The 12,884-nt window shown below is 57.8% G+C and carries 12 protein-coding genes and 2 tRNA genes; 2 read left to right on the forward strand and 12 right to left on the reverse strand.

Annotated elements, in window-relative coordinates; genetic code table 11:
* The 11 genes from infB to rlmE form a co-directional block, all read right to left on the reverse strand.
* Positions 1 to 2,694, reverse strand: coding sequence for a translation initiation factor IF-2 (infB, locus tag OKC44_RS13870; protein WP_016351718.1), 2,694 nt, complete (start codon positions 2,692 to 2,694; stop codon positions 1 to 3).
* Positions 2,695 to 2,714: 20 nt separating this feature from the next.
* On the reverse strand, positions 2,715 to 4,217 hold the full coding sequence (gene nusA / locus OKC44_RS13875; protein WP_011707075.1) for a transcription termination factor NusA: 1,503 nt from the start codon (positions 4,215 to 4,217) through the stop codon (positions 2,715 to 2,717).
* Positions 4,218 to 4,231: 14 nt separating this feature from the next.
* Positions 4,232 to 4,690 carry a ribosome maturation factor RimP gene (gene rimP / locus OKC44_RS13880; RefSeq protein ID WP_016351719.1) on the reverse strand — a complete coding sequence of 153 codons (459 nt, stop codon included), beginning with the start codon at positions 4,688 to 4,690 and terminating at the stop codon, positions 4,232 to 4,234.
* A 167-nt stretch (positions 4,691 to 4,857) separates the two neighbouring features.
* A tRNA-Met gene (locus OKC44_RS13885) sits at positions 4,858 to 4,934 on the reverse strand.
* Positions 4,935 to 5,026: 92 nt separating this feature from the next.
* Positions 5,027 to 5,111 (reverse strand) — tRNA-Leu (locus OKC44_RS13890).
* Between the two features lie 7 nt (positions 5,112 to 5,118).
* Positions 5,119 to 5,445, reverse strand: coding sequence for a preprotein translocase subunit SecG (secG, locus tag OKC44_RS13895; RefSeq protein WP_010633113.1), 327 nt, complete (start codon positions 5,443 to 5,445; stop codon positions 5,119 to 5,121).
* Positions 5,446 to 6,210, reverse strand: a complete 765-nt coding sequence (gene tpiA / locus OKC44_RS13900; RefSeq protein WP_011707077.1) for a triose-phosphate isomerase — start codon at positions 6,208 to 6,210, stop codon at positions 5,446 to 5,448.
* A 131-nt stretch (positions 6,211 to 6,341) separates the two neighbouring features.
* Entirely contained in the window at positions 6,342 to 7,676 is a 1,335-nt protein-coding gene (gene glmM, locus OKC44_RS13905; protein ID WP_270813490.1) for a phosphoglucosamine mutase, read from the reverse strand.
* 16 nt (positions 7,677 to 7,692) lie between these two features.
* Positions 7,693 to 8,538, reverse strand: a complete 846-nt coding sequence (gene folP / locus OKC44_RS13910) for a dihydropteroate synthase (RefSeq protein ID WP_270813492.1) — start codon at positions 8,536 to 8,538, stop codon at positions 7,693 to 7,695.
* 62 nt (positions 8,539 to 8,600) lie between these two features.
* Positions 8,601 to 10,550: an ATP-dependent zinc metalloprotease FtsH gene (gene ftsH, locus OKC44_RS13915; RefSeq protein ID WP_011707080.1), complete on the reverse strand. Its 1,950-nt coding sequence runs from the start codon at positions 10,548 to 10,550 to the stop codon at positions 8,601 to 8,603.
* A gap of 45 nt (positions 10,551 to 10,595) precedes the next feature.
* Positions 10,596 to 11,225 (reverse strand): 23S rRNA (uridine(2552)-2'-O)-methyltransferase RlmE, encoded by a 630-nt coding sequence (rlmE, locus tag OKC44_RS13920; RefSeq protein ID WP_011707081.1) that lies wholly within the window; start codon positions 11,223 to 11,225, stop codon positions 10,596 to 10,598.
* A gap of 97 nt (positions 11,226 to 11,322) precedes the next feature.
* On the opposite strand from rlmE, the gene yhbY reads away from it, so the two are divergent.
* Together yhbY and OKC44_RS13930 are read left to right on the forward strand one after the other, a co-directional pair.
* Positions 11,323 to 11,619, forward strand: a complete 297-nt coding sequence (gene yhbY / locus OKC44_RS13925; protein ID WP_005298134.1) for a ribosome assembly RNA-binding protein YhbY — start codon at positions 11,323 to 11,325, stop codon at positions 11,617 to 11,619.
* Between the two features lie 104 nt (positions 11,620 to 11,723).
* Positions 11,724 to 12,317: a PilZ domain-containing protein gene (locus OKC44_RS13930; protein ID WP_101614017.1), complete on the forward strand. Its 594-nt coding sequence runs from the start codon at positions 11,724 to 11,726 to the stop codon at positions 12,315 to 12,317.
* Positions 12,318 to 12,364: 47 nt separating this feature from the next.
* Here the strand turns inward: OKC44_RS13930 and greA are convergent, their stop codons facing one another.
* The gene (gene greA, locus OKC44_RS13935; protein ID WP_011707083.1) at positions 12,365 to 12,841 is read right to left on the reverse strand and encodes a transcription elongation factor GreA; all 477 of its coding nucleotides are present in this window, start codon (positions 12,839 to 12,841) and stop codon (positions 12,365 to 12,367) included.
* Between the last annotated feature and the right edge of the window lie 43 nt (positions 12,842 to 12,884).

The raw sequence follows: 12,884 nt of genomic DNA on the forward strand, positions 1-12,884 counted from the left end.
TTACAGAGTCCGTTGAATTTCAACGGTCTCGTAAACTTCGATCTGGTCGCCTTCGCGTACGTCGTTGTAGTTCTTGACCGCGATACCACACTCGTAGCCGTTCTTGACTTCGTTGACGTCATCCTTGAAGCGACGCAGGGATTCCAGCTCGCCTTCATAGATAACCACGTTGTCGCGCAGAACGCGAATACGGTTGGAACGCTTGACCACACCTTCGGTGACCATACAGCCGGCCACGGCACCAAACTTCGGTGACTTGAACACGCTGCGCACTTCGGCCAGACCGATGATTTCCTGACGGTACTCGGGGGCCAGCATGCCGCTCATGGCCTGCTTCACTTCGTCGATCAGGTCATAGATGACGGAGTAGTAACGCAGATCCAGGCTCTCGGCCTCGATGACCTTGCGTGCAGAAGCATCGGCACGGACGTTGAAGCCCACCAGGATGGCGCTGGACGCGGCAGCCAGGGTAGCGTCGGTCTCGGTGATACCACCCACGCCGGAACCCACGATCTTCACCTTCACTTCGTCGGTGGAGAGCTTGACCAGGGCATCGCAGATCGCTTCCACGGAACCCTGTACGTCGGCCTTGATCACCACGTTCACTTCGGACACTTCGCCCTCGGTCATGTTGGCGAACATGTTTTCCAGCTTGGCCTTCTGCTGGCGAGCCAGCTTGACTTCGCGGAACTTGCCTTGACGGTAGAGCGCCACTTCACGGGCTTTCTTCTCGTCACGCACGACGGTGGCTTCGTCACCGGCAGAGGGAACGCCGGACAGGCCGAGGATTTCCACCGGCAGGGACGGACCCGCTTCCTTGATCTCGCGACCCAGCTCGTCACGCATGGCACGGACACGACCATATTCCAGGCCGCACAGCACGATGTCGCCCTGACGCAGGGTACCTTCTTGTACCAGCACGGTAGCAACCGGGCCACGACCCTTGTCCAAGAAGGACTCGATCACGACGCCGTTGGCCATGCCGTCAACCACGGCTTTCAGCTCCAGTACTTCGGACTGGATCAGGATGGCTTCCAGCAGGTCATCGATGCCCTGGCCGGATTTGGCGGAGACATGGACGAACTGGCAATCGCCACCCCAGTCTTCGGACATGACGTTGTAACGGGCCAGCTCGGTCTTGACGCGATCCGGATCTGCTTCCGGCTTGTCGATCTTGTTGACCGCCACCACCAAGGGCACTTCAGCGGCCTTGGCGTGCTGGATGGCTTCGATGGTTTGCGGCATCACGCCATCATCGGCAGCAACGACCAGCACCACGATATCGGTGGCCTTGGCACCACGAGCACGCATGGAGGTAAACGCCGCGTGACCCGGGGTATCCAGGAAGGTGATCATGCCACTGTCGGTTTCGACGTGGTAAGCACCGATATGCTGGGTAATACCACCGGCTTCGCCCGCGGCAACCTTGGCCTTGCGGATGTAGTCCAGCAGCGAGGTCTTGCCGTGGTCAACGTGACCCATGATGGTCACGACCGGCGCGCGCGGCTTGGCTTCGGAGGTCTCGTCACGATCGGACAGTACCGCCTCTTCCAGCTCGTTCTCGCGGCGCAGCACCACCTTGTGACCCATCTCCTCGGCGACCAGCTGAGCGGTCTCCTGATCGATCACCTGGTTGATGGTGGCCATGGCACCCATCTTCATCATCACCTTGATGACTTCAACGCCCTTGACGGCCATCTTGTTGGCCAGGTCGGCCACAGTGATGGTCTCGCCGATCACCACGTCGCGGTTCACCGCGGCAGCCGGCTTGTTGAAGCCGTGCTTCATGGCGTTCGGAGTGGCAACCTTGCCACGCTTGCCCTTGCGAGCACGCGGGTTGCGCGCATCGCGATCGTCTTCACGACGACCGGCCTTTTTCGGGCCCTTGGCAGCAGCGGCAGTGCGGCGGCTGGTCTCTTCCTTACGATCCAACTCATCTTCAGCCGCCTGAGCGTGCTTGTTGGTGGTCAGATGGTAATCGCTGCTCTCTTTGGCGCGAGCGGCTTCTTCTTCAGCCCAGCGGGCTGCGTTCTGTTCCGCCATGACACGAGCCTCTTCGGCTTTCTTCGCGGCGAGTTCCTCAGCCTTGGTCAAGGCTGCTTGTTCTTGTTGGCGCTTCAGTTCTTCTGCTTCGCGCTTGGCCATCTTTTCTGCCTCTTGCTGAGCTGTGCTACCGGCTGCTTTGGCGGGCTGTTGAGCCTGTCGAGCCTTTTGTTGTGCCTCGATCCGCGCCTTTTCCTCAGCTTCACGACGAGCCTGCTCAGCCTCACGGCGAGCCTTCTCTTCAGCGTCGAGACGGGCCTTCTCTTCGGCCTCGCGACGAGCTTTTTCTTCTGCTTCCAAACGCGCTGTTTCCTCGGCTTCCGCCTGGCGCTGTTCATCTTCCAGCGCCGAACGTCTTACATAGGTGCGAGACTTGCGCACTTCTACCTGCACTTCCTTGTTCTTGCCGCCAGTCCCCTGAACACTGATGGTGCTCTTGGTCTTGCGCTGCAAGGTCATGCGGGCAGGAGCGGCGACCTCGTCACCTCCATGCTGTTTCTTCAGATGGGCCAGCAGTGTCTGTTTCTCAGACTCGCTGACCATGTCGTCGGCCTTGCTCTTGCTGATACCGGCATCGACAAACTGCTGGAGAAGACGATCAACCGGTGTGTCGATGTCAGTGGCAAGTTGTTTGACTGATACTTCTGCCATTCATTTTCCTCCGTTTGATCTTACTCAGACTGCTCTTCTCCGAACCAACAGATATTACGAGCAGCCATAATCAGCTCACCGGCTTTCTCTGCCGTCAGCCCTTCAATATCAGCAAGGTCATCGATGCCTTGCTCTGCCAAATCTTCCAGGGTACCGATGCCGCGAGCGGCCAGTGCGTACGCCATTTCACGGCCAAGGCCGTTCAGATTGAGCAGTTCTTCGGAAGGTTCTACACCTTCAAAGGATTCTTCTTTGGCCAAAGCCTTGGTGGTCAGAGCATCTTTGGCGCGTTTGCGCAGCTCTTCCACCATGTCTTCGTCCAGGCCATCGATGGCCAGCAGCTCGTTGACCGGCACGAAGGCGATCTCTTCCAGAGTGGAGAAACCCTCTTCCATCAACAGGCTGGCGAAATCGTCATCGATGTCCAGAGTGCTGGTGAACAGCGTCAGGATGCGGTCGTTCTCGGCCTGGTGCTTGGCACGCATGTCCTCGACGGTCATCACGTTCAGCTCCCAACCGGTCAGCTGGGAAGCCAGACGCACGTTCTGACCGTTGCGACCGATGGCCTGGGCCAGGTTGGCGGCTTCCACGGCGATGTCCATGGTGTGGTTGTCTTCATCAACAATGATGGAGGCCACATCGGCAGGCGCCATGGCATTGATCACGTACTGGGCCGGGTTGTCATCGTACAGCACGATGTCGGCGCGCTCGCCGCTCAGCTCGGCGGAGACCGCCTGAACGCGGGCACCACGCATGCCGATACAGGCACCGATCGGGTCGATACGACGATCGTTGGTCTTCACCGCGATCTTGGCGCGGGAACCCGGGTCACGGGCTGCGCCCATGATTTCGATCATCTCTTCACCGATTTCCGGCACTTCGATGCGGAACAGCTCTTTCAGGAAGTCCGGGCTGGAACGGCTGACAAACAGCTGGGAACCACGGGCTTCCGGACGCACAGCGTAGAGCAGACCACGGATGCGGTCGCCCGGGCGGAAGGTCTCGCGCGGCAGCATGTCGTCACGGAAGATCACGGCTTCGGCGTTGCTGCCCAGATCCAGGATCACGTTGTCGCGGTTGCTCTTCTTCACCACGCCGCTGATGATGGTGCCTTCCTTGTCCTTGAACTGGTCAACGACCTGGGAACGCTCGGCTTCGCGCACTTTCTGCACGATGACCTGCTTGGCAGTCTGGGTGGTGATGCGGTCGAAGGTAACAGAGTCGATCTGATCTTCAACGTATTCACCGATCTGGATCTCTGGCTGCTCGATCTGGGCAGCTTCCAGGGTAATCTCGGCGTAAGGGTTTTCCATCGCAGCTTGATCTGCAATGACCACCCAGCGGCGATAAGTGTCGTAGTCACCGGTCTTGCGATCGATCTCGACCCGAACTTCAATCTCGCCTTCGTATTTTTTCTTGGTCGCTGTCGCCAACGCGGTTTCCAGAGCCTGGAAAATCTTCTCGCGGGGTACCGCCTTCTCGTTGGAAACTGCGTCAACGACCAGCAAAATCTCTTTATTCATATCCGATAGCCTCGTTAACCAAAGTTCGGCACTATGTTCGCTTTTTGGATATTGGTGAAAGCCAACACTTCGTCCTTACCATCTACCGTCAGGGTGATCATGTCGCCCTGCACGGCTTTGATTACGCCTTTGAACTTGCGGCGGTTGTTTGTTGCCATCCGAAGCGTTACCGCCGCCTCTTGGCCAACGTATTTTTCGAACTGGGCAACCTTGAACAGGGGACGATCCAGACCCGGGGAAGACACCTCGAGGTAATACTCCTCGGTGATGGGATCTTCGACATCCATGATGGCGCCAACCTGATGGCTGACCTCAGCACAGTTCTCGACGCTCACGCCATGCTCGCCGTCGATATAGACGCGCAAGGTGGAGTGTTTACCCGCACGGATAAACTCAATACCCCACAGTTCAAAGCCCAAGGCAACGACAGGAGCCTCGAGCAGATCGGTCAAACGTTGTTCCAACGTAGCCAAAGTCACCCTCCGAAAAAACAAAAAAAGGGCATAAAGCCCAGATAGAAATTGGTTCAGAGTAAATTGCACATAACAAAAAGCCCCGATGTCAAATCGGGGCTTGGCGCTTTACCCTGATTGTCGCCTCGCAGCGACCGCCTTCCTGAGCGTAGGAAATGCGTGAAATTTGGTTGCGGGGGCCGGATTTGAACCGACGACCTTCGGGTTATGAGCCCGACGAGCTACCATGCTGCTCCACCCCGCGTCCGAAATCGTGCGAGATTATAGCCACTTCACCCTCGTCACACAAGACTGACTGGCTATAATACACCCGGTTACCCGGGCTCACTGCTTAATTGGTGCCGTGGGCGGGACTCGAACCCGCACACCCTAGAGCACTACCCCCTCAAGATAGCGTGTCTACCAATTCCACCACCACGGCAAAACTCTTACTCGGGAACGTCAGTGTCTTTCTTGACTGGCGCTTTGCTCTGCTCAACCTGTTGGGTTTGTTGCAGATTTTCCCATTCACTACCCTGTTTGACCTTGTTGCTGGACATAGAGCCGAGCACCAAGCTAATCAAGAAGAACAGAGTAGCCAAAATCGCTGTTGTGCGGGTCAGGAAGCTGCCTGAACCACCGGAGCCGAATACGGTATTCGATGCCCCTGCGCCGAAGGAGGCGCCCATGTCAGCCCCTTTACCTTGCTGAATCATCACCAGACCAATCAGAGCCAGTGAAACCAGCAGATAAACGACCAAAAGAATCTCGTACATTTAACTTGCACCCTTTGCCGCTTCAACAATTCCTAAAAACGTCTGGTCATCGAGACTTGCTCCACCAATCAGGCCGCCGTCAACGTCGGGCTGGGCAAACAATTCTCTCGCATTGGCCGGCGTCACGCTCCCACCATAGATGATTCTGACTTTCTCACCTATGACCGGAGTATCCTCCGCCAAGCGACCACGTATAAAGGAATGAACCTCTTGTGCCTGCTCGGGTGTGGCGCATTTACCTGTACCTACAGCCCAAATCGGCTCGTAGGCGATGATAGCATTATCGAAAGCCATCGCGCCATTTTTCTCTATGACGATGTCCAGCTCTTCGGCGATCACCTCGAAGGTTCTTCTCGCCTGCCTCGCCGCCCCTGACTCACCCAAACAGAGGATGGGAATCAGACCTGCCGCTCTGGCTGCCGCAAACTTCTCTGCGACGATAAAACTGGTCTCACCAAAGAGACGCCTGCGCTCGGAGTGCCCTACCAGTACGTATCGACACCCTGCCTCGACCAGCATCTGACACGAAATTTCCCCCGTGTAAGCGCCCTGTCTGTGCTGACTCACATTCTGAGCCCCCAACTTCATTGTCCGCTGCTCACCGAGCAATGCGGCCGTGAAGTCGAGATGCACATGGGATGGACACAAGACCACGTCTACTCGTTCATCAACGCCCTTCAGACATTGACCAGTAAACTGCTCTAACTGCGACCTACTACCGTGTAACTTCCAGTTGGCTGCTACAAACGGCTTGCGATGTCCCATCGGCAACTCCCTTGCGAAAGCGGGGCTGATAATATCCAGAGGATTGTCAGCTGACAAGCGCTATTTTCAAATTTTCGAATCGTTTGAACAAGATACAACCAGGGCGGCTTAAAAGCCGCCCTTTTTGTTCATTAAAACGCCGATTCAACCTGTTGTGCGATGCGTTGGGCCATATCACGCACCTGCTGTTCATGTTCCCCTTCCACCATCACGCGGATCAGGGGTTCGGTGCCAGATTTGCGCAGCAGCACACGGCCACGACCGGCCAGCTCCTGTTCCACCTTGCCCACTTCCTGCTGCACGGCGTCGGCCACCAGCGGGTCCTTGCCTTCGGCAAAGCGCACATTGACCAGCACCTGCGGGAACTTGTTCATGCCGGAGCGCAGCTTGGCCAGCGGCATCTCGGCAGTGCAGATGGCAGTCAGTACCTGCAGGGCAGCGACGATGCCATCCCCGGTAGTGGTCTGATCCAGGCAGATGATGTGACCGGAATTCTCGCCGCCGATGCGCCAGCCCTTCTCGTTCATCATCTCCAGCACGTAGCGGTCACCTACCTTGGCACGGGCGAACGGGATGCCGAGGGTCTGCAGCGCTAGCTCCAGACCCATGTTGGCCATCAGGGTGCCCACCACGCCGCCCTTGAGGCGACCGTTGCGCAGTGCATCGCGGGCAATGATGTAGAGGATTTCATCGCCGTCGATGATATAGCCGGTGTTGTCCACCATCACCAGACGGTCGCCATCACCATCGAAGGCCACCCCCAGATCTGCCTTGCACTCCAGCACTTTGGCCGCCAGGGCTTCGGGGGCGGTCGAACCGACACCGTCGTTGATGTTGAGACCATCCGGGCTGCAGCCGATAGCGATCACTTCAGCCCCCAGCTCGCGGAACACGGAAGGCGCAATGTGGTAGGTCGCACCATGACCGCAGTCCACCACCATCTTCAGCCCTTCCAGGCTCAGATTGGAGGGGAAAGTGCTCTTGCAGAATTCGATGTAACGACCGGCGGCATCGTCGATGCGCAGTGCCTTGCCCAGCTCGGCGGACTCCACGCACTTGAGCTCGTGGTCCAGCTCGGCTTCGATGGCCATCTCGACTTCGTCAGGCAGCTTGGTACCATCGGCGGAGAAGAACTTGATGCCGTTGTCGTAATAGGGGTTGTGGGAAGCGCTGATGACGATGCCGGCTTCGGCCCGGAAGGTGCGGGTCAGGTAGGCGACGGCCGGGGTGGGCATGGGGCCCATCAGAATGGCCTTGAGACCCGCGGCGGACAGGCCCGCCTCCAGTGCGGACTCCAGCATGTAGCCGGAGATGCGGGTATCCTTGCCGATCAGCACCTTGCGAGTACCCTTCTTGGAGAGCACCTTGCCCGCAGCCCAGCCCAGTTTCATCACGAAATCCGGGGTGATCGGGTATTCACCCACCTTGCCGCGTACACCGTCGGTGCCAAAATACTTTCTTGCCATTGTCTGTTCTCGTTTTTTATTTGGATATGAAATCTTGTCCCGTCATGACCATCCAGCCGGTACGCAAGGCATCCATGGTCGCTCGCACATCGTGCACCCGAATGATCCGGGCACCGTGCTGCATCCCGATGAGCGCACAGGCCAGACTGCCGGCCAGCCGTTCATCAACCGGGCGGCCAAGCAGGTTGCCTATCATAGACTTTCGCGACATACCGACCAAGAGCGGAAGCTGGTAATCGAGCAACTTGTCCTGTTGGGCAAGCAGCTGATAGTTGTGTGCGAGCGTCTTGCCGAAACCGTAACCGGGGTCCAGCAACAACAGCTCCCTGCGAATTCCCGCTGCCAGGCAGGCGGCGATCCGCTCGTCGAAGAAAGCCCTCACCTCCCCCAGCAGATCGTCATAATGCGGCTCTGCCTGCATGGTTCTGGGCTGTCCCTGCATGTGCATCAGGCACACCGGAACGTTGGCAACGGCGGCCGCGGCCAGGGCCCCCGGCTCGAGCAAGGCTCGTACGTCGTTGATAAGATGGGCACCCGCCGCGCAGCCTTCCCGCATCACCGCCGCCTTGGAGGTATCCAGGGAGATCATCACCTCCAGCTCGGCGACCATGCGCTCCACCACCGGAATCACTCGGTCCAGCTCCTCCTGCTCGCTCACATCGGGAGCACCGGGACGGGTCGACTCACCACCGATATCGATAAGGGTCGCCCCCTCCGCCACCATCTGGCGCGCATGAGTCATCGCCCGCTCCAGCTGATTGAAATGACCGCCGTCGGAGAAGGAGTCCGGTGTCACATTGAGGATCCCCATGACGTGGGGACGTTCGAGGGAGAGGCTGAGCCCCTTGCTGGTTAGCTGCATCGTTACTTCCGTTGACATAAAGAAAAACCCCGGGGCCAGCCCGGGGTTTGTATCATCACGATTTATTTGGCCGGCAGATCGTTGGCCTTGTCGATATCGACATCGGCCACCTGCTCGGTCTCGGCTACCGCCGGCTTGGCTTCTGCTGCAACCGTGGCACCGCCTTGCGGGGTATCACCGTGCTCATCATGCCAGTTGCTGGGGGCACGCACTTCGCGGCGAGCCATCAGATCGTCGATCTGCTTGGCATCGATGGTCTCGTACTTCATCAGCGCATCTTTCATGCTGTGCAGCACGTCCATGTTGTCCAGCAGGATCTGCTTGGAGCGGGCGTAGTTGCGATCGATGACCTGCTTGACCTCTGCATCGATGACGCGCGCAGTATCATCGGACATGTGTTTGGCCTTGGCCATGCTGCGACCGAGGAACACCTCGCCATCTTCTTCCGCGTAGAGCATGGGGCCGAGACGCTCGGACATGCCCCACTGGGTCACCATCTTGCGGGCGATGTCGGTGGCACGCTCGATGTCGTTGGACGCACCGGTCGATACCTTCTCGGCACCGTAGATCAGCTCTTCCGCCAGACGGCCACCGTACAGGCTGGAGATCATGGACTCCAGATGCTGCTTGGAGTGGCTCCAACGATCCTGCTCCGGCAGGTACATGGTCACCCCCAGCGCACGACCGCGCGGAATGATGGAGACCTTGTAGACGGGGTCATGATCCGGCACCAGACGACCAATGATGGCGTGACCGGCTTCGTGATAGGCCGTCATCTCTTTCTCGGACTCTTTCATCACCATGGAACGACGTTCCGCACCCATCATGATCTTGTCCTTGGCCTTTTCAAACTCGGCCATGGAGACCACGCGACGGCTCTCGCGGGCCGAGAACAGAGCAGCTTCGTTGACCAGGTTGGCCAGGTCAGCACCGGAGAAACCGGGGGTGCCACGGGCAATCAGCGCCGGATTGACGTCATCCGCCAGCGGCACCTTGCGCATGTGCACTTTCAGGATCTGTTCGCGACCACGCACATCCGGCAGACCGACCACAACCTGGCGGTCAAAACGACCCGGACGCAGCAAGGCCGGGTCCAGTACGTCAGGACGGTTGGTGGCGGCGATGACGATGATGCCTTCATTGCCTTCAAAACCATCCATTTCGACCAGCATCTGGTTCAGGGTCTGCTCACGCTCGTCATGACCACCGCCCAGACCGGCGCCACGCTGGCGGCCGACCGCATCGATCTCGTCGATGAAGATAATGCAGGGAGAAGACTTCTTGGCCTGCTCGAACATGTCGCGTACCCGGGAGGCACCGACACCCACGAACATTTCGACGAAATCAGAACCCGAAATGGTAAAGAAGGGCACCTTGGCCTCGCCCGCAATGGCCTTGGCCAGCAGGGTCTTACCGGTACCGGGAGGACCAACCAACAGCACGCCAGTCGGGATCTTGCCGCCCAGTTTCTGGAACTTGCTCGGATCGCGCAGATAGTCGACCAGCTCCTTCACCTCTTCCTTGGCCTCGTCACAGCCAGCCACGTCGGCAAAGGTGGTCTTGATCTGATCTTCACTCATCAGGCGAGCCTTGCTCTTGCCGAACGACATGGCACCCTTGCCACCACCGCCCTGCATTTGACGCATGAAGAAGACCCAGACACCGATCAGCAACAGCATCGGGAACCAGGAGATGAAGATGGACGTCAGCAGAGACGGCTCTTCCGGCTTCTCGCCCATCACTTTGACATTGTGATTGAGCATGTCGTTGAGCAGCTGGGGATCCGGCGCCGGGATGATGGTGGTGAAGCGTTCACCGGTGCGCTTGACGCCATTAATGACCTTGCCATCCATCCGCACTTCACGGATCTGCTCTTGGGTCACTTCTTTAACGAAGCTGGAATAGTCCAGCTGGCGACTGGTGGTATCGCTGGGGCTGAAGCTATTGAACACCGACATCAACACGACGGCGATGACCAGCCACAGGATTAGGTTTTTCGCCATGTCACTCAAATCAGTAACCTCGCAGACTGACAGTTAACGATGAAGGTTAGGGTACTACAGTTTAAAACCGGTAGCCACAATGTAGACTTCTCGTGAACGGGCACGAGACGAGTCTGGTTTACGAATCTTGACGGCAGTGAAAAGTTTACGGATTTCATTGAGATAGATATCAAACCCCTCCCCCTGGAACACCTTGACCACGAAGCTGCCGTTGGCCCGCAGGACTTGATTGCACATGTCCAGCGCCAGTTCGACCAGATACATGGAACGGGCCTGATCCACCTGCTGGGTACCGCTCATGTTGGGCGCCATGTCGGACATGACGACGTCAACCTTGTCCGGACCTACCCGTTCAAGCAGAGCGCCCAGCACAGTTTCCTCCCGAAAGTCGCCCTGAAGGAAATCGACACCGGCGATGGAATCCATCGGCAGAATATCGCAAGCGATCACCCGGCCCTTGTCACCGACCTGGTCGATGGCAAACTGGGACCAGCCACCGGGGGCCGCCCCCAGATCCACCACCGTCATGCCCGGCTTGAGCAGTTTGTCCTTGCCCTGGATCTCGTCGATCTTGAACACGGCACGGGATCTCAGTCCCAACTTCTGGGCTTTTTTGACGTATTGATCGTCAAAATGCTCTTTTAACCAGCGGGTTGAACTGGGGGAATGTTTTTTCTGGGTCATGATCGTCGACTTTAAAAAACCACAAGGGTTATTAGTATTAAGGGCTAAGTGGGGGTAGAATACGCCCCTTTCAACCCTGACTTATGAAGAAATTGCCATGATTCTCAACAATAAACAGAAACAGTACCTCAAGGGCCTTGCCCACAGTCTGAAGCCGGTCGTCCTGCTGGGACAACACGGTCTGACCGAAGGTGTGCTGGCCGAGATCGATCTGGCGCTCAACCACCACGAGCTGATCAAGGTTAAGGTTGCGTCTGAAGATCGTGAGATGAAACAGCTGGTTATGGATGCCATCGTCCGTGAAACCGGCGCGGTGAAAGTACAGAGCATCGGCCACGTGCTGACCATCTATCGTCAGGCCAACGAGCCGAAAATCCAACTGCCCCGCAAGTAACAGGAAAGAGCATCGCTCTTTCCTTCATTTCCCCTCTTCCCAAGTCGCTTGCCAAAGTAGTCGCCAGGCCCTTAACCTGCGATGAATACTCGTGGATACCCGCTATGGATCACCATCAGATTCTCACCGAAGATGAACTGGCCATGCTACGGGACTTGGGAAGCGATCAGGAGACGGCCGCCGGTCAATCCCTGAGCGGTTATCTCGCCACTCCCCTGCTAGGCCTGCTGCAACGCGCCGACCAGCTGGTGCTGGAAGCCCGTTTTGCCGGGCATCAGCTCCGTTTTCCGCTGCGCTTCACTCAAGGGGATGATGGCTTCGTCGAGCCACGCATCGCCGCCCCCGTCATCAAGGAGCTGGGTTATCCCCATCCGCGCACCTGGCGGCTGGACGAGCAGGCCAGCTTCAGGATGGGTGAGCACGAATATCTGGTACACAGCCTGTCGCTCGATGGCCTGGTCGTCGAGGGCCTGCCGCCCGGACTGACCGTCGGCGCCACCTTGACGGGCAGCCTGCTCATTGAGGATCTCGCCCCCCTGCCGCTCAGCGCAGAGCTGGTCAGGCACATTCATCGTCGCAACGGCATCCAGGGCTGGGCACTGCATTTCCAGATGGCCAAACCGGACCTTGAACTGCTACGCAACTGGATGTTCCAGCGTCATCAGGACGCCTTCACCCAGGCTTACCAGCCCCGCTAAATACAAACAGGGGAGCCGGGGCTCCCCTGTTCTGGCATCAAGCTACCTCAGAGGTAGGCAACTTCCAGGATCTCGTACTCCACATCGCCTGCCGGCGTCTTGACGATGGCCACATCGTCCACTTCCTTGCCGATCAGAGCACGGGCGATGGGGGAATTCACGGAGATCATGTTCTGTTTGATGTCCGCCTCATCGTCGCCCACGATACGGTAGACCACCTCTTCTTCCGTCTCGCTCTTGAGCAGAGTCACAGTTGCCCCGAAGATGACGCGCCCATTGTTGGTCATCTTGGTTATGTCGATCACCTGGGCGTTGGAGAGCTTGCTCTCGATTTCCTGGATACGGCCTTCACAGAAGCCTTGCTGCTCGCGGGCAGCATGGTATTCGGCGTTTTCTTTCAGATCACCATGTTCACGGGCATCTGCAATCGCTTCGATAATCTGCGGACGCAGCTCGGTCTTGAGATATTCGAGCTCTTCACGCAGCTTTTCAGCGCCGCGAACAGTCATCGGAGTATGATTCATAGTCGAAACCTGGGTTGCTTGAAAAGAGAAGCTGCGGCTATCA

The organism is Aeromonas sp. S41-2 (assembly GCF_027705845.1).
Classification (GTDB): Bacteria; Pseudomonadota; Gammaproteobacteria; order Enterobacterales; family Aeromonadaceae; genus Aeromonas; species Aeromonas hydrophila.